Raw genomic sequence first — 26091 nt, 5'->3', positions numbered from 1 at the left:
GATTTAAGGATATAAATGCCCGTCAGCTTATTGCTGGTCCGATTCTGGTATGTCGTCTTGCTCTTGACCCAAGCGGGCCAATTCCAACAGTGCGTAACGGTTCTCAACAAAGTTATGAACGTTGTTGGCCACCGTCAGTTTGAACAGCGCAGAAGCACTGCTCTTCTCCCCCAGACTCAGGTAATGTTTACCTAAATAGAAGTCAGTTTCACTGAGATGCTCAGCGAGCGAAGTGTTATCCGTTGCATCTGCCTGTAGGCGTTCCATCAGCGTTTTCTCGCTGATTTTGCCCAGGTAGAATTCGACAATATTCCATCCCCATTGACTCCGGTTCGCCTTATTGTAGCGCTGGCTCAGCGCCGTAAGCGCCTGATCCTGGTTAAGCTCACGCTCAGCCAGGTAAAGCCATAACGACCGGAACGGATCGTTGGGATCGTCTTGATAAAACGCCTGCAGATCATCTTGCGCTAACGAATACCGCCCACCATAGTAGAGGGCAATACCGCGATTTAAACGCGCATAGCTATAAGTTGGATCAAGCTCTAGTACAGAATCAAACGCTTCATAGGCGGCATCAAAGTTGCCTGCCTGCGTTAAATAAATACCCAGATAGTTAAAAACTTCTGGCATATCAGGACGAATGGCCAGCGCCTGCGAAAAATCGTTACGCGCTAACGCCCTCAGCCCGAGACTATCATACAGTACTCCGCGCTCATAGAGAAGCTGTGCGCGTTCATCATCCGTTAATGCCCGGCTGGCAAGGATCTGCTCCATGCGCGCCAGCATTACCTCCTGCTGCAGCGAAGGCTGCAAAGGAATGGCCAGTACTTCGTTTTGGCGCCAATCAGCGTTGCTGCATCCTGCCAACAGAATTGCTGTCGCAACATAACACCAGCGCAAGATAGGCTTCATTTCCCAACTCCCGAAGACCAACACGGATAAACTTCCTATCATCCATCAACGTGCCACCACATCCTGCGATAGCGTAACAAACGGCTTCCCGAAAATGGGAAGCCGTAATACCAACGAGATTACTCTGCGTCAGTCGGTGCGTCCTGACCCGCAGCTGCGCTGGCGTTGGCTTCCTTGATGCTCAGACGTACGCGACCCTGGCGGTCGACTTCCAGCACCTTAACCGCCACTTCCTGACCCATCTGCAGGTAGTCGGTCACTTTTTCAACGCGCTTGTCGGCGATCTGAGAAATATGAACCAGACCCTCTTTACCGCCGCCGATGGCCACAAAGGCACCAAAGTCAACGATACGGGTCACTTTACCCTGATAGATACGGCCAACTTCGATCTCGGCGGTGATCTCTTCGATGCGGCGAATGGCGTGTTTAGCCTTATCACCGTCGGTCGCTGCGATCTTGACGGTACCGTCATCTTCGATTTCGATGGTGGTGCCGGTCTCTTCCGTCAGCGCGCGGATCACAGAACCACCCTTACCGATCACGTCCTTGATTTTCTCAGGGTTGATCTTAATGGTATGGATACGCGGGGCGAATTCGGAGATATCACCGCGCGGCGCATTGATCGCCTGCTCCATCACACCAAGGATATGCAGACGCGCACCCTTGGCCTGGTTCAGGGCAACCTGCATGATCTCACGGGTGATACCTTCGATCTTGATATCCATCTGCAGCGCGGTCACGCCGTCACGGCTACCGGCCACTTTAAAGTCCATGTCACCCAGGTGATCTTCGTCACCCAGGATGTCTGACAGAACGACAAAGTTATCCTGCTCTTTCACCAGCCCCATGGCGATACCCGCCACAGCGGCTTTGATCGGTACACCGGCGTCCATCAATGCCAGAGAGGCACCGCAGACAGAAGCCATAGAGGAGGAGCCGTTGGATTCGGTGATTTCAGAAACCACACGCACTGTGTACGGGAACGCATCCTGAGACGGCATTACCGCCAGCACACCACGCTTGGCCAGACGGCCATGACCGATTTCACGGCGCTTCGGTGAGCCCATCATCCCGGTTTCACCGACGGAGTACGGCGGGAAGTTATAGTGTAGCAGGAAACGGTCGGTGCGCTCGCCCATCAGCTCATCGATGTTCTGCGCATCGCGTTCGGTGCCCAGGGTCGCCGTTACCAGCGCCTGCGTTTCACCGCGGGTAAACAGCGCAGAGCCATGGGTACGCGGCAGTACGCCGGTACGCACGTCCAGCGCACGGATCATGTCCTTCTCACGGCCATCGATACGCGGCTCACCGCGCAGAACGCGACCACGCACCACAGCTTTCTCCAGCGCACCCAGGATGTCGCTGATCTCACCGGCATCCAGCGCATCGTCTTCCGCCAGCAGATCGGCGATGACGGACTCTTTGATCTCGTCAACTTTCGCGTAGCGGGCCTGCTTTTCAGTGATGTGATAGGCTTCACCCAAGCGGGCCTCGGCCATCTCGGCCACGCGGCGCTGCAGCGCAACGTTCACTTCCGGCGCATGCCATTCCCAGCGCGGTTTACCGACTTCGGCAGCCAGCGCTTTGATATTTTCGATGACGATCTGCTGCTGCTCGTGGCCAAAGACCACCGCGCCCAGCATCTGATCTTCGCTGAGCAGATCGGCTTCAGATTCCACCATCAGCACGGCGTTGTCGGTACCGGCCACCACTAGATCCAGACGGCTCTGCTTGAGCTCATCCTGAGTCGGGTTCAGCACGTACTGATCGTTGATGTAACCCACGCGAGCGGCACCGATCGGGCCGTTGAACGGGATCCCAGACAGGCTCAGCGCCGCGGATGCACCGATCATCGCCACGATATCCGGGCTGACCTGCGGATTCACGGAAACCACGGTCGCAACGACCTGCACCTCATTGAGGAAGCCTTCCGGGAACAGCGGGCGGATCGGACGGTCGATCAGACGCGCGGTCAGGGTCTCACCTTCACCCGGACGGCCTTCACGGCGGAAGAAGCCGCCGGGGAAACGACCGGCCGCGTAGGCACGCTCCTGGTAGTTAACGGTCAGCGGGAAGAAGTCCTGACCTTCACGGGCTTTTTTCGCCCCCACCACGGTAACAAATACCGCGGTGTCATCCATGGTCACCATTACGGCTGCGGTGGCCTGGCGTGCCATCATGCCGGTTTCCAGCGTAACGGTATGCTGGCCGTATTGGAATTTGCGAACGGTTGGCGTTAACAAAGTCATATTCCTTGTATCAATCGCGCACCGCCCCTGCGGAGCGGTGCCTTTTATATAACCGGAGGCGTTGCTACATTCTCGCGACTAATGCAAGCCGTCCCAGATGGCGGCTTGCATTAGTCGCGCGAACCTCTGTAACAAGACCCAGCTATACCCTTTTATCTGCAACGACAATACATTAACCTGATTTGCCGTTGCTTCCTAGAAGAAAGGGGCCAACATTGGCCCCTTTGCTTCAGAAAATCGTTAGATTAGCGACGCAGACCCAGACGCTCGATCAGGCTGGAGTAACGTGCTACATCTTTACGCTTCAGGTAGTCCAGCAGCTTACGACGCTGGGAAACCATGCGCAGCAGACCACGACGGCTGTGGTGATCTTTTTTATGCTCAGCAAAGTGGCCCTGCAGGTGGTTAATCTGCGCGGTCAGCAGTGCAACCTGCACTTCGGTGGAACCGCTGTCGTTGGCATCACGACCGAACTCAGCAACGATTTTAGCTTTCGCTTCAACGCTTAGAGACATTATAGAACTCCAAATTTGAAAAGTTTAAAAAAACGGGCGCCGATCTCTAATTCAGCAACCCAATGTATAAGCCGCGTTATTCTACTCTGCACCCCGCCCATTGGCAAGAAATCAGCCGATTCTGAGCGCGGTTGGCACGCCGCAAATCTCAGGCAGGATCGTCCTCGGAGAGGCGCGATGTCACCACCATACGGCGCGGCGCCAGGCGCCCCTGCTCGTCCACTTCGCCAACGCCGATAAAGCGGTGTGGCTCCCCGACGCTGATGCGTACCATGCCGCTTTGCGGTAGATTCGGCGTCTGTACCGACTGTCCCAGCTGTACATAGCCAGCGACGATCTCCGACAGGTTTACCTCCGGCAGGTGCGCGGCGGCCGTATCCATCGGCAGCAGCAGCGGATCGAGCAGCAAACGCGGATCGCGCTCTTGCTGCTGCGCCTGCGCCAGCAGCACCTGCAGCTGCTCCAGCGTGACCATCCGCTCGCTCGGATAGCCGGAAACCTGCAGGCGCCGCAGATAGATAACGTGCGCGCCGCAACCGAGCACTTCGCCCAGATCGTCGATAATGGTGCGAATATAGGTGCCCTTGGAGCAGTGGATCTCCAGCTCCAGCTCATCCCCTTCCCAGCGGATAAAGCGCAGCTCAAACACCGTGATCTCACGCGATTCGCGCGGCACGTCGATCCCCTGACGGGCATATTCGTACAGTGGACGCCCCTGGTACTTGAGCGCCGAGTACATGGAGGGCACCTGGCGACCAGGGCCGCGGAACCCCGCCAGCGCCTGCGCCAGCTCGGCCTCGCTGAAGGTCAGCGGTCGCTCACACACCACCTGACCATCGGCGTCGGAAGTATCGGTACGCTGGCCCAGGCGGGCGATGACACGATAGCGCTTGTCGGCATCCAGCAAAAACTGAGAAAACTTGGTCGCCTCACCCAGGCAAATCGGCAGCATTCCGGTCGCCAGCGGATCCAGCGCACCGGTATGCCCCGCCTTGTTGGCATTATAGATGCGCTTTACCTTCTGCAGCACATCGTTAGAGGAGATCCCCTGCCCTTTATCCAGCAGCAGGACGCCATTAATATCACGGCCGCGGCGACGGGGTCGAGACATTACGCCTCCTCATCGCGATCGGCGGCGCTCCGGCGCGCCGCATCGTCTTTCACCACGTTGCTCACCAGATTAGACATGCGCATCCCCTCAACCAGCGAGGCGTCATAGGCAAACGTCAACTCCGGCACCACGCGCAGACGCATCGCTTTCCCCAGCAGCATGCGGATAAAACCGGACGCATCCTGCAGCGCCTTCAGACCGGATTTTACCGTCTCCGGCTCACCGTCATTCAAAAAGGTGACAAACACCTTGGCATAGGCCAGATCGCGTGAAACTTCGACGCCGGATACCGTCGCCATACCAACCCGCGGATCTTTGACCTCACGCTGCAGGATAATGGCGATCTCTTTCTGCATCTCCTGCGCCACGCGCTGAGTACGGCTAAATTCTCTTGCCATGATAGTTTCTCCAGACAAACAGGGGGGCCTGAGCCCCCCGATTAGCATATGCGGTTGTAACGCGTATCCACCGCCCGCCCCGGGCGGTGCGACAGGCTTAGTCGATAGTGCGTTTCACTTCGATGGTCTCGAAGACTTCGATCACGTCGCCCGGACGGACATCGTTGTAGTTTTTCACACCGATACCGCACTCCATGCCGTTACGCACTTCGTTGACGTCATCCTTGAAGCGACGCAGGGATTCCAGCTCGCCTTCGTAGATAACCACGTTCTCGCGCAGAACACGGATCGGGCTGTGACGCTTGACCACGCCCTCGGTCACCATACAGCCAGCGATCGCGCCAAACTTCGGTGACTTGAACACATCGCGAACTTCGGCCAGACCGATGATTTCCTGCTTGTACTCCGGCGCCAGCATACCGCTCATCGCCTGCTTGACTTCATCGATCAGATCATAGATCACGGAGTAGTAGCGTAGATCCAGGTTCTCGGCTTCCACTACGCGGCGGGCAGAGGCGTCGGCACGGACGTTGAAGCCCAGCAGAATGGCGTTGGACGCCGCCGCCAGGGTCGCGTCGGTTTCGGTGATACCACCGACGCCGGAGCCCACGATCTTCACTTTCACTTCGTCGGTAGACAGCTTGCGCAGAGAGTCGGCTATCGCCTCGACAGAGCCCTGAACGTCGGCTTTCAGCACGATATTCAGCTCGGACACTTCGCCTTCCACCATGTTGGAGAACATGTTCTCCAGCTTAGCTTTCTGCTGACGCGCCAGCTTCACTTCGCGGAACTTGCCCTGACGGTACAGCGCCACTTCGCGGGCTTTCTTCTCGTCACGCACTACGGTCGCTTCATCACCGGCGGCCGGCACACCGGACATCCCGAGGATCTCAACCGGAATGGACGGACCGGCTTCCGTGATTTCACGGCCCAGCTCGTCACGCATGGCGCGCACGCGGCCATACTCAAAGCCACACAGAACGATATCGCCCTTGTTCAGGGTACCTTCACGTACCAGCACCGTCGCCACCGGACCACGGCCCTTATCCAGGAAGGACTCGATCACCACGCCGCTGGCCATGCCATTGCGTACCGCTTTCAGCTCCAGTACCTCAGCCTGCAGCAGGATGGCGTCCAACAGCTCATCGATCCCGGTACCCGCCTTGGCAGATACGTGGACGAACTGAGCTTCACCGCCCCACTCTTCAGGCATAACGCCGTACTGAGACAGCTCATTCTTCACGCGATCCGGGTCAGCTTCCGGCTTATCGATCTTGTTCACCGCCACCACCAGCGGAACGCCGGCGGCCTTGGCATGCTGGACAGCCTCGATGGTCTGCGGCATCACACCGTCATCGGCAGCCACCACCAGAACAACGATATCGGTCGCCTGGGCGCCGCGTGCACGCATTGCGGTAAACGCAGCATGCCCCGGGGTATCCAGGAAGGTGATCATGCCGTTATCGGTCTGTACGTGATAGGCACCGATGTGCTGGGTAATACCACCAGCTTCGCCCGCGGCTACCTTGGTGGAACGAATGTAGTCCAACAGAGAGGTTTTACCGTGGTCAACGTGGCCCATAATGGTCACAACCGGTGCACGCGGCTCAGCCGCAGCGCCAGTATCACGATCGCTCAGCACCGCCTCTTCCAGCTCGTTCTCCCGGCGCAGGATCACTTTATGACCCATATCTTCAGCAACCAACTGAGCGGTTTCTTGATCGATAACCTGGTTAATGGTCGCCATCGCGCCCATCTTCATCATCGCCTTGATAACCTGAGAGCCTTTCACCGCCATCTTGTTGGCCAGTTCGGCCACGGTAATAGTTTCACCGATCACCACGTCACGGTTGACCGCCTGGGCCGGTTTGGTAAAACCCTGCTGCAGCGAGCTAGGCTTGCGCTTACCACCTTTACCACCGCGATTAACCGCACGGGCCTCTTCGCGGTCGGCCTTAGACTCAGACAGCTTGCTGCCTTTTTTCTGCTTGGCCGCTTTGCCACCGCGACCGCGCGCACGACGATCGCCTTCAACCTGGCGATCGTTCTCATCTTCCGCTTCACGAGCGTGATGAGAGGTAGTCACGTGGTAATCGCTGTTGTCTTCTTCGCTGGCGTTTTCAGTCCACTTGCCTTCGTTAGCTTCGGCCATACGGCGGGCTTCTTCAGCCACCTTACGGGCGTCTTCTTCCAGCTTACGGCGCGCTTCTTCTTCAGCCTTGCGTTTCAGTTCAGCGGCTTCAGCTTCGCGCTTGGCCTTTTCCGCCTGCGCAGCTTTAGTTTTTTCGTCGATATGTTGGTTAGTCACTTTTTCTTTTTCCGCTGCTTCACGCTTAGCTTTTTCAGCGGCCTCACGTTTGGCTTGTTCTTCTTGTTGACGCTTGGCCTGCTCTGCAGCTTCACGCTTGGCCAGTTCGGCCATATCACGTTGTGTCTGCTCTTCTGCCTCGCGTTTCACCTGTTCTTCTGCTTCGCGCTTCGCCAAAGCTTCGGCTTCCGCCTGCTGGGCCGCTGCGTCGCTCTTCACATAGGTGCGCTTTTTACGGACTTCAATCTGCACTGACTTGCTTTTGCCGCCGGTACCCGGGACACTTAGCGTGCTGCGGGTTTTACGCTGCAGCGTCAGTTTATCGGAAGATCCGCCGTGCTCACGGTTTAAATGAGCCAGCAGCGCTTCACGTTCCTGGGGGCTCACAGAGTCGTCGGGTGATTTATTGATACCTGCATCAGCCAGCTGCTGTACCAGGCGCTCAACCGAAGTTTGGATCTCTGCTGCCAGTGATTTTACCGTTACTTCTGCCATGCTGTTCCTTCCTGCTACAGTTCATTATTCACTATCGCCAAACCAACAGATATTACGCGCAGCCATAATTAGCTCGCCCGCCTGTTCATTGTTCAGGCCTTCAATATCAGTCAGGTCGTCGACACCCTGCTCGGCAAGATCTTCCAGCGTGCATACACCGCGTGCGGCCAGCTTAAAGGCCACGCTGCGTTCCATACCCGGCAGATTGAGCAGATCATCCGCCGGTTTGTTGTCGCCCAGGCTCTCTTCCTGCGCCAGCGCCAACGTCGTCAACGCATTCTTGGCACGAGTACGCAGCACCTCAACGGTATCTTCATCCAGACCGTCAATGGACAACAGCTCGCGTTCCGGCACATAGGCCAACTCTTCCAGCGAGGAGAAGCCTTCCTCGACCAGCAGCGTGGCAAACTCTTCATCGATATCCAGATGCTTAGTGAAGGTATCGATAGCCGCATGGGCTTCCGCCTGATGCTTGGCCTGCAGATCCTCCGCCGTCATCACGTTCAGCTCCCAGCCACTCAACTGAGATGCCAGGCGGACGTTCTGACCGTTACGGCCGATGGCCTGGGCCAGGTTGGAGGCTTCTACGGCGATATCCATGGTGTGTTTATCTTCATCCACCACGATGGATGCAACGTCGGCAGGCGCCATGGCGTTAATGACGAACTGTGCCGGATTATCATCCCACAGCACGATATCGATACGCTCACCGCCCAGCTCGCTGGATACGGCCTGCACGCGCGCACCACGCATACCAACGCAGGCGCCGACCGGATCGATACGCTTGTCATTGGTCTTCACGGCAATCTTGGCCCGGGAACCCGGATCGCGCGCGGCGCCCTTAATTTCGATCACCTCTTCACCGATCTCAGGCACTTCGATGCGGAAAAGTTCAATCAGCATCTCCGGACGGGAGCGGGTAACAAACAACTGTGCACCGCGGGCCTCCGGACGTACGGCATACAGCACACCGCGAATACGGTCGCCCGGGCGGAAGTTTTCACGCGGCAGCATGTCTTCGCGACCAATCACGGCTTCCGCGTTGTTGCCCAGATCCAGGGAGATGCTATCACGATTAACTTTCTTGACCACGCCGGTGACGATTTCACCTTCGTGTTCGCGGAAAGCATCAACCACCATCGCACGCTCGGCCTCGCGCACTTTCTGCACGATAACCTGCTTGGCGGTCTGGGTGGTGATACGGTCAAAGGTCACTGATTCGATCTGATCTTCTACATAGTCGCCCAGATCCAGCGCAGGATCTTCAAAACGCGCTGCATCCAGCGTAATTTCACGGGTCGGCTGGGTCACTTCTTCAACGATCAGCCAGCGGCGGAAGGTATCAAAGTCACCGGATTTACGATCGATGGCAACACGCACATCGATTTCCTGCTCATATTTTTTCTTGGTGGCCGTGGCCAGCGCAGTCTCCAGCGCTTCAAAAATCTTCTCGCGCGGCAGCGCCTTTTCGTTGGAAACGGCCTCCACAACAGCCAGAATCTCTTTATTCATCCTAGTTGCCTCATCCGAACGTTAAAAGTGGGGTACCAGGTTCGCTTTCTGGACATTGCTCAGCGCGAACACTTCATCTTTGCCATCAACCGTGACCGTAATCATCTCGCCGTCTACTGCCTTGATGATACCCTGCCACTTCCGGCGGTTCTGCATCGCCATCCGCAGTACCAGCGTCACTTCCTCATTCAGAAAACGGGTGTAATGTTCAGCGATAAACAGGGGGCGCTCCATCCCCGGTGAGGAGACTTCCAGGTAATAGGCGACTGAAATCGGATCTTCTACGTCAAGAACGGCGCTGACCTGGTGGCTAACATCAGCACAATTATCAACAGTGATGCCTTCTTCACTATCGATATAGATTCGCAGCGTTGAATGGCGACCACGGATGAACTCAATACCAACCAGCTCAAAGCCCAGGGCTTCTACTGGCGCCGTAATCATCTCTGTTAACTTTTGCTCTAATGTGGACAAGCCCACCCCCAAGACATAAAAAAAGGGCCTTATAGCCCAGTGATTCTGTTGTCAGATAACAAAAAACCCCGAATAATCGGGGCTTTATGCAACTGGACCCTATATACCGCCAGGCGGGATTCGAAGCCAGTCTCGCAAGTATATTTTTCAAATGATACTTCGCGGCCCGAGGCTATGCGATAACAGTATATTTGAAAACAGATACTGAAGGAAATTGGTTGCGGGGGCCGGATTTGAACCGACGACCTTCGGGTTATGAGCCCGACGAGCTACCAAGCTGCTCCACCCCGCGTCCGAATCGTGGCGAATTCTACTCTAACAACGTAGAAAAAACAACATATCTAGGATTGGTACCGAGGACGGGACTTGAACCCGTAAGCCCTATTGGGCACTACCACCTCAAGGTAGCGTGTCTACCAATTCCACCACCTCGGCATTTTGGCACCACGACACTTGAAGTGTCATGGCAAAACTCTCTGTGGGTACGATCAGTTCGGAATATCGCTGCTCGGCGTAGCCGGCACTGCCGGTTTCGCAGGCTGTTCAGTCTTCATAGGCTGACCCAGATTATCCCACTCACTGCCTTGTTTACTCTGATGACCGCTCAGGTTGCCCAGCACCAGGCTCAGCACGAAAAACAGTGTGGCTAAGATACCCGTAGTACGGGTCATAAAGTTACCGGTACCGCTAGAGCCAAACAGCGTCGCTGAAGCGCCTGCGCCGAATGAAGCGCCCATGTCAGCACCTTTACCCTGCTGCAGCATAATCAGGGCGATCAGCGCCACAGATATCAGCAGGAAAATTACCAAAAGAGCTTCATACATAGTCGTACCTGATTCCTTGCGGCCCATCCGCAGTCAAAAGCTTCTATCGAACCCATGGATAAAACATCCATTGAAGCGGGTGTGAATACTACCCAATGCTGTCATAGGGCGCAAGGGTAAATTTTCCACGCCGACGCGATTGGGCAAAAAACCGGCAAAAGAGATCTTCTGCCGGCCTGCTCATCCTTAGCTGGCTGCCTTCACCGCATCGGCAATGGTGTTCGCCAGATCGGTAACCTGTTGCAAATCCTCACCTTCTACCATGACGCGGATCAGCGGTTCGGTACCAGATTTACGCAGCAGCACCCGGCCTCGCCCGGCCAGCTGCCGCTCGACCTCAGCGCAGGAGTGCTGCACTGCGGTATCCTGCAGTGGATCGCACTGTCCGGCGAAACGGACGTTGACCAACACCTGTGGCAGCAGGGTCATACCGCTACACAGATCGGTCAGGCTCATATGGTTACGCGCCATCGCCGCCAACACTTGCAGGCCAGCAACGATACCATCGCCGGTCGTGGTCTGATCGAGAATGATGACATGGCCGGAATTCTCCGCCCCCATGCGCCATCCCTTCTCTTGCATCGTCTCCAGCACATAGCGGTCGCCCACCTTGGCGCGCGCAAAGGGGATCCCCAGCTGCTTCAGCGCCAGCTCCAGTCCCATATTGCTCATCAGGGTGCCGACCACGCCGCCGTGCAGCTTACCCTGGCGCAGAGCCTCGCGCGCCACGATATACAGGATCTGATCGCCGTCGACCTTATCGCCGCGGTGATCGACCATGATCAGGCGATCGCCGTCGCCGTCAAAGGCCATGCCCAGATCGGCGTTTTCCGCCACAACGCGGGCCTGCAGCGCGCGAACGTCCGTCGCCCCGCACTCTTTGTTGATGTTCATCCCGTCCGGCGAGGTGCCGATGGTGATCACTTCCGCACCCAGCTCGCGCAGCACGTTCGGCGCAATATGATAGGTGGCGCCGTTGGCGCAGTCGGCGACGATCTTCAGGCCACTCAGACTCAGCGCGTTGGGGAAGGTACTCTTGCAGAATTCGATGTAGCGCCCGGCGGCGTCGACGATACGGCTCGCCTTGCCCAGCTCGGCGGACTCCACGCAGGTCAGGGGCTTATCCAGCTCGGCCTCGATCGCGGCCTCGACCTCATCCGGCAGCTTGGTACCGTCGATGGAGAAAAACTTGATCCCGTTATCGTAATACGGGTTATGGGACGCCGAAATAACGATACCGGCCTCGGCGCGGAAGGTGCGGGTCAGGTAAGCCACCGCCGGGGTCGGCATCGGCCCGGTAAAGGCGGCAGACAGACCGGCCGCCGCCAGTCCGGCCTCCAGCGCGGATTCCAGCATATAGCCGGAGATACGGGTATCCTTACCGATGATGATCTTGCGTGAACCGTGACGCGCCAGCACCTTACCTGCGGCCCAGCCCAGCTTCAGGACAAAATCCGGGGTGATCGGGCTGCTGCCCACCTTGCCGCGAATGCCATCAGTACCAAAATATTTACGTTCGCTCATTTCTTTATTATTCCTTTGCTGAAAGCGTGGCTTCCACCACGCGCATGGCATCAACCGTTTCACGTACGTCGTGCACGCGGATAATCTGTGCCCCCTGCATGGCGGCGATCACGGCACAGGCGATGCTGCCTGCCACCCGCTGCGCGGGGGGCACATTCAGCAGCTGCCCGACCATAGACTTACGCGACATTCCCACCAGTAGCGGCAGACCGTGGTGATGGAAGTGCGCCAGGTTAGCCAGAAGACGATAATTGTGCGTCAAGTTCTTACCGAAGCCAAAGCCGGGATCGAGTAACAATCGCTCCCGGGCGATCCCGGCAGCCACGCAACGTTCAATCTGCGCGCTGAGGTAAGCATCCACTTCCGCCACCACATCGCTGTAGTGGGGGCTATGCTGCATGCTCTTCGGCTCACCCTGCATATGCATCAGGCAGATCGGCAGGCCACTTTCCGCTGCCGCCGCCAGCGCACCCGGCTCGCTCAGCGAACGGACATCGTTAATCATATCGGCCCCGGCGGCGCTACAGGCGCGGATCACCGCCGCCTTGGAAGTATCGACCGAGACCCAGACCTCAAAACGCTGCGCCAGCGCCTCCACTACCGGTACCACCCGAGCCAGCTCTTCCGCCTCGCTCACCTCGGCAGCACCTGGCCGAGTTGACTCACCGCCCACATCGATAATGGTCGCCCCGGCGACGATCATCGACTCCGCGTGTCGCAACGCGGCATCCAGCGCATTATGACGCCCTCCGTCAGAGAATGAGTCGGGGGTGACGTTCAGGATCCCCATCACCTGGGGATAGTTGAGATTCAGGGTGAGTTCACGTGACCTAAGCAGCATTAATGGCACCTGTGTAAAAGAAAAACCGTGGGGATATTGGAACGCAAAAAAAAACCCCGGGCAAGCCGGGGTCTCCATTCACGATGGCGTAATCACTTTTCGCCGTCGTTATGCCGATCATCATCGCTACGCGCGGCGTCGCTATCCGCGGCCGGTGCGACCGGCTCCGTATGTACCACCGGTTGCTGGGCCTGCGCCTGGCGATTGGCCTGCTCGTCCAGCCAACCGGCCGGCGGGCGGACTTCACGGCGCGCCATCAGGTCATCGACCTGCGGCGCATCGATGGTCTCATACTTCATCAGCGCATCCTTCATGGCATGCATGATATCCATATTGTCGACCAGCAGCTGGCGGGCACGCTGATAGTTATGCTCGATCAGTGCCTTGACCTCCTGATCGATAATGCGGGCCGTCTCATCGGACATGTGTTTGGTCTTGGCGACGGAGCGGCCGAGGAACACCTCGCCCTCTTCCTCCGCATACAGCAGTGGCCCCAGCTTCTCGGAGAAGCCCCATTGAGTCACCATGTTGCGGGCGATGGTCGTCGCCTGCTTGATGTCCTGCGAGGCACCGGTAGAAACGTGCTCAGTGCCGTAAATCAACTCCTCCGCCAGACGACCGCCGTAGGCCACGGAGATCATGCTCTCCAGCTTCTGGCGGCTGTAGCTGATAGAGTCGCCCTGCGGCAGGAAGAAGGTCACCCCCAGCGCACGACCACGCGGGATGATGGTGACCTTATGTACCGGATCGTGCTCTGGCACCAGGCGGCCGATTATCGCATGTCCGGCTTCGTGATACGCTGTCGACTCTTTTTGCGCTTCGGTCATCACCATGGAACGGCGCTCCGCCCCCATCATGATCTTATCTTTGGCCTTCTCAAACTCGACCATCGACACCACGCGCTTGTTGTTACGGGCGGCAAACAGCGCCGCTTCGTTGACCAGGTTAGCCAGATCGGCACCGGAGAAACCCGGCGTGCCGCGCGCGATAACCGACGCGTCGATATCAGTCGCCAGCGGAACGCGGCGCATATGCACCTTCAGGATCTGCTCACGGCCACGCACATCCGGCAGACCTACCACCACCTGACGGTCAAAGCGACCAGGACGCAGCAGCGCCGGGTCCAGCACATCCGGACGGTTGGTCGCCGCGATAACGATGATGCCCTCGTTGCCCTCAAAGCCATCCATCTCGACCAGCATCTGGTTCAGGGTCTGCTCACGCTCATCGTGGCCGCCGCCCAGGCCAGCACCACGCTGGCGACCTACGGCGTCGATCTCATCGATAAAGATAATGCATGGTGCTGCCTTCTTGGCCTGTTCGAACATATCGCGTACACGCGAGGCGCCAACGCCGACGAACATCTCCACAAAGTCAGAGCCGGAAATGGTAAAGAACGGAACCTTGGCCTCACCGGCAATCGCCTTGGCCAGCAGGGTCTTACCTGTCCCCGGCGGCCCCACCATCAGGATACCTTTCGGGATCTTACCGCCGAGCTTCTGGAAACGGCTCGGATCGCGCAGGTACTCCACCAACTCGCCGACCTCTTCTTTGGCCTCATCGCAACCGGCCACATCGGCAAAGGTGGTTTTAATCTGATCTTCCGTCAACATGCGCGCCTTACTCTTACCGAACGACATGGCGCCTTTTCCGCCGCCGCCCTGCATTTGGCGCATAAAGAAGATCCACACCCCGATCAACAACAGCATCGGGAACCAAGAGATAAAGATCGACGTCAGCAGACTCGGCTCTTCCGGCGGCTCACCGATCACTTTTACATTCTTGGTTAACAGGGAATCCAACAGTTTCGGATCATTAATCGGGATATAGGTGGTATAACGATTACCATCCTTCTTGGTAACGTTGATCGCACGCCCATCAATGCTGACCTGGCGCACCTGATCCTGGTTAACCTCGGTCAGGAACGTCGAGTAGTCCACCCTGCGGCTATTTGATTCGCTGGGCCCAAAGCTCTGGAAAACCGACATCAGTACTACTGCGATGACCAGCCAGAGAATTAGGTTTTTCGCCATGTCACTCAAGGGATTAACCTCTTTTTACAACTGTGTTAACAAACAGCGTTAGGGTACTACAGTTTCCGCCCTGTCGCTACGATGTACACTTCGCGCGAACGCGCGCGCGAAGCTTCAGGCTTACGAATCTTCACCTTCGTAAACAGGGAGCGGATCTGGCCCAGATACTCGTCAAATCCCTCTCCCTGAAAGACCTTCACCACAAAACTACCACCGGGTGCCAGAACATCTTTGGCCATTTCAAACGCCAATTCAACCAGATACATGGCACGCGGAATATCTACGGAAGGGGTGCCGCTCATATTGGGTGCCATGTCAGACATCACCACCTGCACCTTGGCATCACCCACTCGCTCCATCAGCGCCGCCAGCACCAATTCATCACGAAAATCGCCCTGGAGGAAATCGACGCCAACGATAGGATCCATAGGTAAAAGATCACACGCAATCACCCGACCTTTATCGCCGATTTGTGTGACCACATATTGTGACCATCCCCCGGGCGCAGCGCCCAAATCTACCACGGTCATGCCTGGTCGGAAGATCTTATCCGTGCCCTGGATCTCGTCCAGTTTAAACCAGGCGCGCGAACGCAGCCCCTTTTTCTGTGCCTGCTGCACATATTTATCGCTAAAATGTTCCTGTAACCAGCGACTCGAACTGGCCGAACGTTTTTTACCCATCTTAAATACTCACTAAATCACAGGTTCATCTGCTTTGAAAACACCGAGGCGGCGCAAGACCGATTTGGTGATAATGCTGAGATGGCGCTAGAATGTACCGTTTTCAATCCCAACCTAAGCAAAAAAGACGATGAATCTGACTAACAAGCAAAAACAGCACCTGAAAAGCTTGGCCCATTCGCTGAAGCCTGTTGTGCAACTCGGCGCGAACGGCCTTACCGAAGGGGTGCTCGCAGAAATTGAACAGGCGCTGGCGCACCATGAGCTGATCAAGGTAAGGATCGCCGCTGAAGAGCGCGACACCAAAACCCTGATCGCCAACGCCATCGTCCGTGAAACCGGTGCGTACAACGTTCAGCTGATCGGTAACATCCTGGTGATTTACCGCCCGAGCGAAGAACGCAAGATCAGTTTACCCCGTTAATCTCTTTTCGTATAAAGAAAAGATATAACATAAAAAGACGTGCTTTCTCAGCATAACGCAAAGGCCGCAGTGCGGCCTTTTCCTATCTTTACACTGGCGGACACTCTGCTGCACGGACGGAGGGGAAAACGAATAAAATATCAGAGATACTCAACATTAAGGATTTCGTATTCGACCTCACCACCCGGCGTTTTGATCGTCACGACGTCCCCCTCTTCTTTCCCGATCAGACCACGCGCAATCGGCGAGTTAACCGAAATCAGATTGTGTTTAAAATCCGCCTCATCGTCGCCTACGATGCGATAGGTCTGCTGGTCTTCCGTATTCAGATTCTCCACGCTAACGGTCGACCCGAAGATAACCCGGCCATTGTTGGGCATCTTGGTCACGTCAATCACCTGGGCATTGGACAGTTTGGCTTCGATCTCTTGAATACGGCCTTCGCAAAAACCCTGCTGCTCGCGCGCAGCATGGTACTCCGCATTCTCTTTCAGGTCGCCATGCTCACGTGCTTCGGCGATAGCCGCAATAATCTGCGGACGACGGGTTCCCTTCAGAAAATCTAACTCTTCACGCAGTTTCTCTGCACCACGCAACGTCATCGGAATCTGATTCATTGTTTTAGTCACCTCGAAATCTGCTTTGTCGGCACCTGAAAGCCTCGGCATGGGTGGCGTCCATCCGGCACGGTGCCATACAAAAGAAACCTGACCAGAACGGCGATCCCGGTCAGGCACTATGCTGTCTTTTATCGGCCATTCTAGCCTAGAGTCAGAGAAGTATCATCGTTTACTTTGACCCACATTGCGCCTTAGTATGACAGGCACAGAACTTACTCGATTAACTTATCGGCTTCCGCGGGACTATGCGATTTTCACGATTACTGAGTGGACTGGCCTATGCTCTGGTGTTCAGCGTCCAAGCAACACCGGTTCAAGACTATGCCCAATATCTGCCAGAAGGCACCAATCTGGCGCTGATGGTGCAAAAAGTCGGCTCAACCACGCCGACCATCGACTATCACGGTCAGCAAATGGCGCTACCCGCCAGCACCCAGAAAGTAATCACGGCGCTGGCGGCGTTGCTGCAGCTGGGACCGGACTTCCGCTTTAATACCACCTTTGAAACCCGTGGACAGATCAGCGCAGGCACCCTAAACGGTGACCTCATCGTACGTTTCGACGGTGACCCAACGCTGCGCCGCCAGAATATCCGCAACATGGTCGCCTCCCTGAAAAAACAGGGCATCGCGCGCATCAGCGGTGATATTCTCATCGATACCTCGGTATTTGCCAGCCATGATAAAGCCCCCGGCTGGCCATGGAACGATCTGACCCAGTGTTTCAGCGCACCGCCGGCTGCCGCAATCGTCGATCGCAACTGCTTCTCCATATCACTGTATAGCGCCCCGAAAGCAGGCGATCGCGCTTTTATTCGCGTCGCATCCTATTATCCGGTGCACATGTTCAGCGAAGTTAAAACTCTGGCGCGCGGTTCTGCTGAAGCCCCCTATTGCGAGCTGGACGTCGTCCCAGGTGAGCTCAACCGCTATACCCTGACCGGCTGCCTGACCCAACGCACCGATCCGCTACCGTTGGCCTTCGCCATACAGGACGGAGCAGCCTACGCCGGTGCCATCGTCAAAGACGAGCTGCAGCAGGCCAATATCGATATTGCGGGCCATCTGCGCCGGGAAACCCAGGTCACCCCACAGGGCACCATACTGGCGCAGACTCAGTCGGCGCCGCTGCACGATCTGCTGCGTGTGATGTTGAAAAAATCGGATAACATGATTGCTGATACCATTTTCCGCACCATTGGCCACAGCTATTTTAATGTTCCCGGCACCTGGCGTGCCGGCTCCGATGCTGTGCGTCAGATCCTGCGCAAAAAGGCGGGAGTCAACCTGGGTAACTCCGTGGTGGTCGACGGATCTGGTCTATCGCGCCATAACCTGATCTCACCGGCAACAATGATGGAGGTATTGCTGTACATCGCCCAAAATGACAGCCAGCTGAACTTCATCAGCATGCTGCCGCTGGCCGGCAACGATGGAACGCTGCAGTATCGCGGCGGTCTACATGAGGCGGGCGTTGACGGCAAGGTTTCCGCCAAGACCGGCTCACTGCAAGGGGTATATAACCTGGCCGGTTTCATCACCACCGCCAGCGGACAGCGTATGGCCTTTGTGCAATACCTGTCCGGCTATGCAGTTCCGCCACAAGATCAGCGTACCCGCCGTCAGCCGCTGGTACGTTTTGAGAGCCGCCTGTACCGCGACATTTACCGCAATAACTGACGAGCTGATATGAAGATCCTGATCGTGGAAGACGATACCCTGATCCAGCAGGGGCTGGCCCAGGCGATGGCGCGGGAAAACTATGCCTATGACTGTGCGGACAGCGCAGTAGGCGCCAGTGCACTGCTGCAGAGCAGCCACTACAGCCTGATCATCCTCGATCTGGGGCTGCCCGACATAGACGGCGCCAACGCGCTGCGTCAGTGGCGGCGCGAAGGTATCGACGCGCCGGTGCTAATCCTCACCGCCCGCGACACCGTCAGCGATCGTGTCGATGGGCTGGATGCCGGTGCCGATGACTATCTGGTTAAGCCTTTTGCACTGGCCGAGCTGCTGGCGCGCGTCCGCGCCCTGATCCGCCGTATGCAGGGGCTGTGCAACAACTTTCTGCAGGTCGATGATATTCATCTGGATCTCTCCAGCCAGCAGGTCACCTGCGGCGGCCAGGCGCTGGAGATCACCCCAAAAGAGTTCGCCATCCTGGCACGCTTGATGATGCGCGCAGGGCAGACTATCAACCGTGAAGTCCTACAGCAGGATCTCTACTCCTGGCAGGATGGACTCAGCTCCAACTCGCTGGAGGTACATATCCATAACCTACGGCGCAAACTGGGGAAAAAACGCATAAAAACCCTGCGCGGCGTCGGCTATCGGCTGGAGAAGACGCAGTGATCAGCCTGCGCCGTACGCTGCTCATTATGCTGGCGCTGATCCTGCTGGTCACCCAATTGGTCAGCGCACTGTGGCTATGGCATGAAAGCCGGGAACAGATAAGTTTTCTGGTTAACGAAACCCTCAGCACCAAGGTACGCACGGAGCAGGTTGATAAAGAGATCCACGCAGCCATTGCCGCTCTGCTGATCCCCTCTCTGGTGATGATGGCTGTTACGCTGCTGCTTTCCTGGCTGGCCGTCAGTTGGATAGTCCGCCCGCTTAACCAGCTACAGGCGCGGTTAGAGAAACGGTCGCCCAGTAACCTGACGCCCATCGATATCGACAGCAGTATGACGGAGATCACCTCGATTACCCGTACCCTCAACCACCTGTTTAGCCGCCTGCAGCATACCCTGCGCCAGGAGCGTCTGTTCACGGCCGATGCCGCACACGAGCTACGCACCCCCCTCGCCGGCGTACGCCTGCACCTTGAGCTCATGGAACAGAGTGGAGTACAGGAAGCCACTATGCTGGTGCAGCGCATCGATCAACTGATGCACACGGTCGAGCAGCTGCTGATGCTGTCGCGTGTCGGACAGAATTTTGCCAGCGGCCACTATCCACAGCTGGAGCTGATAAACGAGGTGGTGCTCGCTCAGCGCAGCGAGCTGTGCGAGATGCTGGCGCTGCGCGGACAGCACCTGAGGCTGGAGACGCCGTCACAGATACCGATGCACGGCGATGCGATGCTGCTGCGCCTGATGCTGCGTAATCTGGTGGAGAATGCCCACCGCTACAGCCCCGAGGGCAGCGATATTCTCCTGCGGGTTACGCTGAGCACAGACGGGCACGGCAGTATCCTGCAGGTCATCGACAGAGGACCCGGTATCGATGAATCACGGGCCAGCGAGCTGACCGAGCCCTTCCACCGCCTTGACCGGCGTTTCGGCGGCAGCGGCCTGGGGCTGAATATCGTGGTGCGCATCCTACAGCTGCACAAGGGACAGCTCACCCTGCGCAATAACCGCCCGGGACCAGGACTCAACGCCTGCTGCTATCTGCCGCTGACGCCGCAGGATTTCGGTTAAAAAAAAAGGGCTGCCCTACAGGCAGCCCCCGGTATTCCGTGCGAATTGATTAACGCTGATAGATGATTTCGACGCCTTCGTCGTCATCTTCATCCCAGTCATCATCATCTTCCTCTTCCCACTCGGCTTCAGCCTGCTCCAGCTGCTCACGATGGTAGTCATCCCACATGAACTCGGCTTTCTTGGCCTTCTCTTTCTCTTCTTCCACTTCCGCTTCGCGCGGATGGGCTTCCAGGAAATTCATCACATCCCAGCACAAGGCGTTCACCCCTTCGCGATTGGCCGCAGAGATCAGATAGTGCTCGCCTTCCCAGCCCAGCGCATCGGCGATAGCCTGAGCGCGCGCCTTCGCCTCTTCCGGTGCCAGCAGGTCAGCCTTATTGAACACCAGCCAGCGCGGCTTCTGAAACAGCTTCTCGCTATACTTCTCCAGCTCACCGATGATCACCCGGGCATTCTCGACTGGATCGGACTCATCGATCGGCGCGAGATCGATCAGGTGCAGCAGCACCCGGCAACGCTCCAGATGACGCAAGAAACGGATCCCCAGACCGGCACCTTCCGATGCGCCTTCTATCAGCCCCGGAATATCCGCCACCACGAAGCTCTTCTCACTGTCCATGCGCACGACGCCCAGGCTTGGCACCAGCGTGGTAAACGGGTAATCAGCCACCTTCGGCTTGGCGGCAGACACCGCACGGATAAAGGTGGACTTACCGGCATTAGGCAGCCCCAGCATGCCAACGTCGGCCAACAGCAGCAGCTCCAGGCTCAGATCGCGTTTGTCACCCGGCGTTCCATTGGTTTTCTGGCGCGGCGTACGGTTGACAGAAGATTTAAAGCGGGTATTCCCCAGACCATGCCATCCCCCTTTGCCGACCATCAACTTCTGCTGGTGGCGCGTCATATCGCCCAGCACCTCACCGGTATCGACGTCCGTTATCCGGGTGCCGACCGGGACCTTAATTGTCACATCCTGGCCACGTTTACCGGTGCAGTCACGGCTCTGGCCGTTCTGGCCACGTTCGGCGCGAAAAGACTTCTCAAAACGATAGTCGATCAGCGTGTTCAGGTTCTCATCAGCCAGCAGGTATACATCACCGCCGTCACCGCCGTCACCGCCGTCCGGTCCCCCTTTAGGGATATACTTTTCGCGGCGGAAGCTGACGCAGCCATTGCCACCATCACCTGCTTCGATGTGGATCACGGCTTCATCTACAAATTTCATTTACTGTCTCCGTAAATCAGTGACCAGACCGCCCGCTGGCAATCCGGTTTATGTGCGCTGGCGCGGCCACCAACGGTGGCCAGTCGCAGAAAACATGGCGCCGGCAACCACCACAAAAGCGCCGATATACCCCACCACATTCAGGCTGGGCGTCATAAAGGTTTCCGGCCAGGCTAACGCTAAAATGTCAGAAAACATCAGTGTAAACAGCGGGGTCAGCGTCACAATAGCCCCCACTTTCGCCACCTGCCAGCGCACCATGGCCTCGGCCAGCGCACCGTAACCGACCAGCGTATTAATCCCGCAGAACAGCAGGCACAGTAGCTGCCAGCCACTCAGCTGATAAATCTGGCCCGGTTGTGCTAACGGCCACAGGCAGATCGCACATAAAGCATACAACAGACAAAGGATCTGCTGCGAGGCCAGGCGACGCAATAATACTTTCTGGCCGATGCCATAGCATACCCAAACCCCGGCCGCCGCCACCCCGAGTAACACACCCAGCGTGTAGTCCGTTAGACGGGTAAAAATCTCCGCCAGGCTGGTATTAAAAAACAGGAGCAGTCCACCGATCAGCAGCGCAGCGCCAATCACCTGCGCTGGCCGCATCCGCTCTTTCAGTACCAGTACGCTGGCGAACATCAGACCGACCGGCGAAAGCTGTCCGATCACTTGTGAGGTGGTTGGACTCAAATACTGTAGCGAGGTGCTGAACAGGATAAAGTTCCCCAGTAGCCCCACCGTAGCAACGGACAGCAACAGTAACCAACGCCGCTGTCGAAATACGCGCAGCGGCGGCAGTTGGCCACGCAGGCACAGCACACTGCCCAGCCCTAATGCCGCCATAGAGAAACGGTACCAAACTATGGTCTCAGGCGCCATGTCAGGCAGGAGCTGCTTAATCGCGATCGGCAGTGCGCCCCAGAAAATCGCCGTCGTCAGCGCCAGCGCGATGCCCAGAGCTGCACTCTGTTTACTCTCCATGGACATCCCTGTCCCTCTCTGTCGTCATAACGCAAAAAAGCCCCGCAAAGTATTGCGGGGCCTTATATCATTCAGGACGCGAAAAACTTACTCAGCAACGATGCTGATAAATTTACGGTTTTTCGGGCCTTTAACTTCGAACTTAACTTTACCGTCAGCCAAAGCGAACAGAGTGTGGTCACGACCGCAACCTACATTGCTACCAGCGTGGAACTTAGTACCGCGCTGACGAACGATGATGCTGCCTGCCAGAACTGATTCGCCGCCGAAGCGTTTTACGCCCAGACGTTTGCTTTCGGAATCGCGACCGTTGCGACTGGAGCCGCCAGCCTTTTTATGTGCCATTAATCCGCTCTCCTAAAATTAAGCGCTGATACCAGTGATCTTCACGTCAGTGAACCACTGACGATGACCCTGCTGTTTACGATGATGCTTACGACGACGGAACTTGACGATCTTCACTTTCTCGCCACGACCGTGAGCAACAACTTCAGCCTTAATTTTACCGCCAGCTACAAAAGGAACGCCAATCTTGATGTCTTCGCCGTTAGCGACCATCAGAATCTGGTCAAACTCAACAGTCTCACCAGTTGCGATGTCCAGCTTTTCCAAGCGAACGGTCTGACCTTCGCTTACTCGGTGTTGTTTACCACCACTTTGGAAAACCGCGTACATATAAAACTCCGCATTTCCGCACGCATGGCTCATAGTCCGATACGCGCTATAAATATTCACAATAGGGCGCGAATTCTACGCAAAAATCATTCAGAAGACAAGGGTAGAATCAGGAGAAAAGAAGAAAAAAAGCACAGTTTTCTCCCCGCCGTTTATCTAAATCATTTTTCAAGTACAATCATACTATAGTTGGCTGCCCATGGCAGCCAGGCAAGGGCTGCCGCCTGACGGGACATCCATACACAGTTGAAATAAAACGATGAATTTAGAACAAATTACTGAGTTAACCGCGCAGGATATGGCGGATGTGAACGCGAAAATTCTTCACCAGTTAAATTCAGACGTCGCGCTTATCAATCAGCTTGGCTACTACATCATCAGCGGCGGCGGTAAGCGCATTCGCCCTATGATCGCCATACTGGCCGCACGAACCCTCGGTTATCAGGGCGATCACCATCTCACCATCGCCGCGCTGATCGAGTTTATCCACACCGCGACATTGCTGCATGACGACGTGGTGGATGAATCGGATATGCGCCGTGGTAAAGCCACCGCCAACGCAGCTTTCGGCAATGCCGCCAGCGTACTGGTCGGTGACTTTATCTATACCCGCGCCTTTCAGATGATGACCAGCCTAGAGTCACTGCGCATCCTGGCGCTGATGTCGGAGGCCACCAACGTCATCGCGGAGGGCGAGGTACAGCAGCTGATGAACGTCAATGACCCAGATATCAGCGAAGAAAATTATATGCAGGTGATCTACAGCAAAACAGCCCGTCTGTTCGAGGCGGCAGCGCAATGCTCGGCCATTCTGGCCGGGGCTGATCCTGCGCAGGAGCAGGCCCTACAAGACTACGGACGCTATCTGGGCACCGCATTTCAGCTAATCGACGATCTGCTGGACTACGATGCCGATGGCAAGACGCTGGGCAAAAATACCGGCGACGATCTCAATGAGGGAAAACCGACCCTGCCGCTGCTGCACGCCATGCACCACGGATCCGCCGAACGATCCGCGATGATCCGCCAGGCGATCGAGCAGGGCAATGGCCGTCATCTGCTGGAGCTGGTACTGGAGACCATGCAACAGGCCGGCTCGCTGGACTACACCCGCAGCCGGGCGGAAGAGGAAGCCGACAAAGCCATCGCAGCCCTGACGCTACTGCCGGACAGCCCTCATAAACAGGCCCTGATTGGACTGGCTAACCTGGCCGTCAACCGCAGTTTTTAATCGGGCTCTACAGAGCCTAAGCGCCTATGGGCGCTTTTTTTACATGTTGCGCTGCAGCTACCATCACAATTTTAAATTTCCATTAATCGCATTAGTTAGAAAGTAATTGAAAAGGAGACGGGGTTTTCAGATAGTACCAAGGAGTTTTTTAAGCAGGCGCCATGAAGGTACTTTCAGTGATAAGGAAACCACCAATGAAAAAAACGCTCCCGGAAGACTGGCACCCGGCAGAGATCATTGCCGCATTGCACAAGCGCAGGCTGACGCTCACCCAGGTATCACGTAACGCCGGTCTATCCAGCTCGACGCTAGCCAATGCTCTGACTCGCCCTTGGCCCAAAGGTGAATGGCTGATCGCCGAGGCGCTGAGTATCCATCCCAGCGAGATCTGGCCCAGCCGTTACTACGACCCCATCACCCATGAGCTGCTGGATCGCAAGCGGCTGATCCGTAACGTCGCCTCGGTCAAAAAGGGCTGAGCCACGCCCGCTCATCCGCCCCGCAGCCTTCCACGCTCGCCTACCGATACAAAAAAACCGCAGGCGACGGTGCCTGCGGTTTTCACGGGGTCACACTCAGACTTACTTATTGATAAAGTCTTCGCCCAGCGCGATATCTTTACGCAGTACCTCAAGCATGCTTTCCAACGCATCCTGTTCAAAGGCGCTCAGCGTGCCGATACTTAGGCGCTGTACCAGCCCCGCTTTACCCAGCAACAGCGGTTGAGCAAAGAAGCGGGCATATTCGCCGTCACTCTCTACGTAGCCACACTCCACAACATTTTCATCGCCCTGCATAGCCCGTACCAGTGACAGAGCGAAACGCGCCGCCGCCTGGCCCATGGCCAACGTCGCCGATCCGCCGCCGGCCTTAGCTTCTACTACCTCAGTGCCGGCGTTCTGAATACGCTTGGTCAGTTCTGCCACCTCTCGTTCGCTGAGGCTAACGCCCGGGATCTGAGAGAGCAGCGGCAGGATCGTTACGCCGGAGTGACCGCCAATCACAGGAATATCCAACGTTGCCGGATCCAGATGTTTCAGCTCACCAACGAAGGTGTTGGAGCGGATGATATCCAGCGTCGTCACCCCGAACAGTTTGTTCGGGTTATATACCCCCGCTTTCTTCAATACCTCAGCCGCAATCGGCACCATGGTATTCACCGGGTTGGTGATGATACCGATACAGGCGTTCGGGCTGGTGCGCGCAACCTGTCCAATCAGATTACGGATAATACCAGCGTTAACGTTGAACAGATCGGAACGATCCATCCCAGGCTTACGGGCCACACCGGCAGAAATCAGCACGATATCCGCCCCTACCAAGGCTGGAGAGGCATCCTCACCGCCGAAACCGCACACCTTGACTGCCGTGGGAATATGGCTGAGATCGACAGCAACACCTGGCGTCACCGGGGCAATATCGTAAAGGGAGAGTTCTGAACCTGAAGGCAGCTGAGTCTTAAGCAGAAGGGCGAGCGCTTGGCCGATGCCACCCGCTGCGCCGAGAACCGCAACTTTCATTCTATACTCCTTGTTACTATTTAAATAGAGAATGCCGTGAATGCATTACTGCGCACATTAGTAGATCACTTTATAAAAAACAATCTGTTAACACTCAGATTGCGAGCTG

At 56.6% G+C, this 26091-nt stretch carries 25 protein-coding genes and 2 tRNA genes; 6 read left to right on the top strand and 21 right to left on the bottom strand.

What is annotated here, in order from left to right:
• Window positions 1–27: 27 nt before the first annotated feature.
• The 15 genes from nlpI to rlmE form a co-directional block, all read right to left on the bottom strand.
• Window positions 28–912: a lipoprotein NlpI gene (nlpI, locus tag EIEH_RS14205; RefSeq protein ID WP_015869909.1), complete on the bottom strand. Its 885-nt coding sequence runs from the start codon at window positions 910–912 to the stop codon at window positions 28–30.
• Between the two features lie 119 nt (window positions 913–1031).
• Window positions 1032–3155, bottom strand: a complete 2124-nt coding sequence (gene pnp / locus EIEH_RS14200; protein ID WP_015869908.1) for a polyribonucleotide nucleotidyltransferase — start codon at window positions 3153–3155, stop codon at window positions 1032–1034.
• Window positions 3156–3406: 251 nt separating this feature from the next.
• Window positions 3407–3676, bottom strand: a complete 270-nt coding sequence (gene rpsO, locus EIEH_RS14195) for a 30S ribosomal protein S15 (RefSeq protein WP_005281373.1) — start codon at window positions 3674–3676, stop codon at window positions 3407–3409.
• 148 nt (window positions 3677–3824) lie between these two features.
• Entirely contained in the window at window positions 3825–4787 is a 963-nt protein-coding gene (gene truB / locus EIEH_RS14190; protein WP_015869907.1) for a tRNA pseudouridine(55) synthase TruB, read from the bottom strand.
• Window positions 4787–5185, bottom strand: coding sequence for a 30S ribosome-binding factor RbfA (rbfA, locus tag EIEH_RS14185; protein WP_015869906.1), 399 nt, complete (start codon window positions 5183–5185; stop codon window positions 4787–4789). Before rbfA ends, truB begins: the two co-directional genes overlap by 1 nt.
• A gap of 97 nt (window positions 5186–5282) precedes the next feature.
• Window positions 5283–7988 (bottom strand): translation initiation factor IF-2, encoded by a 2706-nt coding sequence (gene infB, locus EIEH_RS14180; protein WP_015869905.1) that lies wholly within the window; start codon window positions 7986–7988, stop codon window positions 5283–5285.
• Between the two features lie 24 nt (window positions 7989–8012).
• A complete protein-coding gene (nusA, locus tag EIEH_RS14175; protein WP_015869904.1) occupies window positions 8013–9500 on the bottom strand; it encodes a transcription termination factor NusA in 1488 nt (495 codons plus the stop codon).
• A gap of 21 nt (window positions 9501–9521) precedes the next feature.
• On the bottom strand, window positions 9522–9974 hold the full coding sequence (rimP, locus tag EIEH_RS14170; RefSeq protein WP_071525738.1) for a ribosome maturation factor RimP: 453 nt from the start codon (window positions 9972–9974) through the stop codon (window positions 9522–9524).
• A 215-nt stretch (window positions 9975–10189) separates the two neighbouring features.
• Window positions 10190–10266: transfer RNA gene (locus tag EIEH_RS14165), tRNA-Met, on the bottom strand.
• A 56-nt stretch (window positions 10267–10322) separates the two neighbouring features.
• Window positions 10323–10409: transfer RNA gene (locus EIEH_RS14160), tRNA-Leu, on the bottom strand.
• A 53-nt stretch (window positions 10410–10462) separates the two neighbouring features.
• Window positions 10463–10798: a preprotein translocase subunit SecG gene (gene secG, locus EIEH_RS14155; RefSeq protein WP_015869902.1), complete on the bottom strand. Its 336-nt coding sequence runs from the start codon at window positions 10796–10798 to the stop codon at window positions 10463–10465.
• A gap of 186 nt (window positions 10799–10984) precedes the next feature.
• A complete protein-coding gene (gene glmM / locus EIEH_RS14150) occupies window positions 10985–12322 on the bottom strand; it encodes a phosphoglucosamine mutase (protein ID WP_015869901.1) in 1338 nt (445 codons plus the stop codon).
• Between the two features lie 7 nt (window positions 12323–12329).
• A complete protein-coding gene (gene folP / locus EIEH_RS14145; RefSeq protein WP_015869900.1) occupies window positions 12330–13163 on the bottom strand; it encodes a dihydropteroate synthase in 834 nt (277 codons plus the stop codon).
• A 92-nt stretch (window positions 13164–13255) separates the two neighbouring features.
• Window positions 13256–15196 carry an ATP-dependent zinc metalloprotease FtsH gene (gene ftsH / locus EIEH_RS14140; RefSeq protein ID WP_035610019.1) on the bottom strand — a complete coding sequence of 647 codons (1941 nt, stop codon included), beginning with the start codon at window positions 15194–15196 and terminating at the stop codon, window positions 13256–13258.
• 56 nt (window positions 15197–15252) lie between these two features.
• Window positions 15253–15879, bottom strand: a complete 627-nt coding sequence (gene rlmE / locus EIEH_RS14135) for a 23S rRNA (uridine(2552)-2'-O)-methyltransferase RlmE (RefSeq protein ID WP_015869898.1) — start codon at window positions 15877–15879, stop codon at window positions 15253–15255.
• A gap of 130 nt (window positions 15880–16009) precedes the next feature.
• On the opposite strand from rlmE, the gene yhbY reads away from it, so the two are divergent.
• On the top strand, window positions 16010–16303 hold the full coding sequence (gene yhbY, locus EIEH_RS14130; protein WP_015869897.1) for a ribosome assembly RNA-binding protein YhbY: 294 nt from the start codon (window positions 16010–16012) through the stop codon (window positions 16301–16303).
• Between the two features lie 140 nt (window positions 16304–16443).
• On the opposite strand, the gene greA is transcribed toward yhbY, so the two are convergent.
• Complete coding sequence (gene greA, locus EIEH_RS14125) at window positions 16444–16920, bottom strand: transcription elongation factor GreA (RefSeq protein ID WP_015869896.1); 477 nt, start codon at window positions 16918–16920, stop codon at window positions 16444–16446.
• Window positions 16921–17168: 248 nt separating this feature from the next.
• Between greA and dacB the strand changes: the two genes are divergently transcribed.
• The 3 genes from dacB to pmrB are packed head-to-tail and all read left to right on the top strand — an operon-like array spanning window position 17169 to window position 20344.
• The gene (dacB, locus tag EIEH_RS14120; protein ID WP_015869895.1) at window positions 17169–18602 is read left to right on the top strand and encodes a serine-type D-Ala-D-Ala carboxypeptidase; all 1434 of its coding nucleotides are present in this window, start codon (window positions 17169–17171) and stop codon (window positions 18600–18602) included.
• 9 nt (window positions 18603–18611) lie between these two features.
• Complete coding sequence (gene pmrA / locus EIEH_RS14115) at window positions 18612–19274, top strand: two-component system response regulator PmrA (RefSeq protein ID WP_015869894.1); 663 nt, start codon at window positions 18612–18614, stop codon at window positions 19272–19274.
• On the top strand, window positions 19271–20344 hold the full coding sequence (gene pmrB, locus EIEH_RS14110; RefSeq protein WP_015869893.1) for a two-component system sensor histidine kinase PmrB: 1074 nt from the start codon (window positions 19271–19273) through the stop codon (window positions 20342–20344). The genes pmrA and pmrB overlap by 4 nt, the downstream gene beginning before the upstream one ends.
• 49 nt (window positions 20345–20393) lie before the next feature.
• Here the strand turns inward: pmrB and cgtA are convergent, their stop codons facing one another.
• From cgtA to rplU, 4 genes are all read right to left on the bottom strand, one after another.
• Window positions 20394–21572 (bottom strand): Obg family GTPase CgtA, encoded by a 1179-nt coding sequence (gene cgtA / locus EIEH_RS14105; protein WP_015869892.1) that lies wholly within the window; start codon window positions 21570–21572, stop codon window positions 20394–20396.
• A gap of 48 nt (window positions 21573–21620) precedes the next feature.
• Complete coding sequence (locus EIEH_RS14100) at window positions 21621–22556, bottom strand: DMT family transporter (RefSeq protein ID WP_035610036.1); 936 nt, start codon at window positions 22554–22556, stop codon at window positions 21621–21623.
• Window positions 22557–22643: 87 nt separating this feature from the next.
• Complete coding sequence (gene rpmA, locus EIEH_RS14095; RefSeq protein WP_012847264.1) at window positions 22644–22901, bottom strand: 50S ribosomal protein L27; 258 nt, start codon at window positions 22899–22901, stop codon at window positions 22644–22646.
• Window positions 22902–22919: 18 nt separating this feature from the next.
• Complete coding sequence (rplU, locus tag EIEH_RS14090) at window positions 22920–23231, bottom strand: 50S ribosomal protein L21 (protein ID WP_015869890.1); 312 nt, start codon at window positions 23229–23231, stop codon at window positions 22920–22922.
• 259 nt (window positions 23232–23490) lie between these two features.
• Here rplU and ispB point away from each other — a divergent pair, with 259 nt between their 5' ends.
• A complete protein-coding gene (gene ispB, locus EIEH_RS14085) occupies window positions 23491–24462 on the top strand; it encodes an octaprenyl diphosphate synthase (RefSeq protein ID WP_015869889.1) in 972 nt (323 codons plus the stop codon).
• 194 nt (window positions 24463–24656) lie between these two features.
• Window positions 24657–24941, top strand: a complete 285-nt coding sequence (locus EIEH_RS14080; protein ID WP_015869888.1) for a helix-turn-helix domain-containing protein — start codon at window positions 24657–24659, stop codon at window positions 24939–24941.
• Between the two features lie 102 nt (window positions 24942–25043).
• Here the strand turns inward: EIEH_RS14080 and mdh are convergent, their stop codons facing one another.
• Window positions 25044–25982: a malate dehydrogenase gene (gene mdh, locus EIEH_RS14075; protein ID WP_015869887.1), complete on the bottom strand. Its 939-nt coding sequence runs from the start codon at window positions 25980–25982 to the stop codon at window positions 25044–25046.
• Window positions 25983–26091: the final 109 nt, after the last annotated feature.

This window comes from Edwardsiella ictaluri ATCC 33202, assembly GCF_000264785.1.
Lineage (GTDB): Bacteria > Pseudomonadota > Gammaproteobacteria > Enterobacterales > Enterobacteriaceae > Edwardsiella > Edwardsiella ictaluri.
Note: the sequence above shows the minus strand (reverse complement) of the source record. Positions and strands in the feature narration are given on the sequence as shown.

Coding starts and splice junctions, on each gene's coding strand:
- nlpI (WP_015869909.1), bottom strand. CDS start 912: ATGAAGCCTATCTTGCGCTGGTGTTATGTTGCGACAGCAATTCTGTTG.
- rpsO (WP_005281373.1), bottom strand. CDS start 3,676: ATGTCTCTAAGCGTTGAAGCGAAAGCTAAAATCGTTGCTGAGTTCGGT.
- truB (WP_015869907.1), bottom strand. CDS start 4,787: ATGTCTCGACCCCGTCGCCGCGGCCGTGATATTAATGGCGTCCTGCTG.
- rbfA (WP_015869906.1), bottom strand. CDS start 5,185: ATGGCAAGAGAATTTAGCCGTACTCAGCGCGTGGCGCAGGAGATGCAG.
- infB (WP_015869905.1), bottom strand. CDS start 7,988: ATGGCAGAAGTAACGGTAAAATCACTGGCAGCAGAGATCCAAACTTCG.
- nusA (WP_015869904.1), bottom strand. CDS start 9,500: ATGAATAAAGAGATTCTGGCTGTTGTGGAGGCCGTTTCCAACGAAAAG.
- secG (WP_015869902.1), bottom strand. CDS start 10,798: ATGTATGAAGCTCTTTTGGTAATTTTCCTGCTGATATCTGTGGCGCTG.
- glmM (WP_015869901.1), bottom strand. CDS start 12,322: ATGAGCGAACGTAAATATTTTGGTACTGATGGCATTCGCGGCAAGGTG.
- folP (WP_015869900.1), bottom strand. CDS start 13,163: ATGCTGCTTAGGTCACGTGAACTCACCCTGAATCTCAACTATCCCCAG.
- ftsH (WP_035610019.1), bottom strand. CDS start 15,196: ATGGCGAAAAACCTAATTCTCTGGCTGGTCATCGCAGTAGTACTGATG.
- rlmE (WP_015869898.1), bottom strand. CDS start 15,879: ATGGGTAAAAAACGTTCGGCCAGTTCGAGTCGCTGGTTACAGGAACAT.
- yhbY (WP_015869897.1), top strand. CDS start 16,010: ATGAATCTGACTAACAAGCAAAAACAGCACCTGAAAAGCTTGGCCCAT.
- greA (WP_015869896.1), bottom strand. CDS start 16,920: ATGAATCAGATTCCGATGACGTTGCGTGGTGCAGAGAAACTGCGTGAA.
- dacB (WP_015869895.1), top strand. CDS start 17,169: ATGCGATTTTCACGATTACTGAGTGGACTGGCCTATGCTCTGGTGTTC.
- pmrA (WP_015869894.1), top strand. CDS start 18,612: ATGAAGATCCTGATCGTGGAAGACGATACCCTGATCCAGCAGGGGCTG.
- cgtA (WP_015869892.1), bottom strand. CDS start 21,572: ATGAAATTTGTAGATGAAGCCGTGATCCACATCGAAGCAGGTGATGGT.
- EIEH_RS14100 (WP_035610036.1), bottom strand. CDS start 22,556: ATGGAGAGTAAACAGAGTGCAGCTCTGGGCATCGCGCTGGCGCTGACG.
- rpmA (WP_012847264.1), bottom strand. CDS start 22,901: ATGGCACATAAAAAGGCTGGCGGCTCCAGTCGCAACGGTCGCGATTCC.
- rplU (WP_015869890.1), bottom strand. CDS start 23,231: ATGTACGCGGTTTTCCAAAGTGGTGGTAAACAACACCGAGTAAGCGAA.
- ispB (WP_015869889.1), top strand. CDS start 23,491: ATGAATTTAGAACAAATTACTGAGTTAACCGCGCAGGATATGGCGGAT.
- EIEH_RS14080 (WP_015869888.1), top strand. CDS start 24,657: ATGAAAAAAACGCTCCCGGAAGACTGGCACCCGGCAGAGATCATTGCC.
- mdh (WP_015869887.1), bottom strand. CDS start 25,982: ATGAAAGTTGCGGTTCTCGGCGCAGCGGGTGGCATCGGCCAAGCGCTC.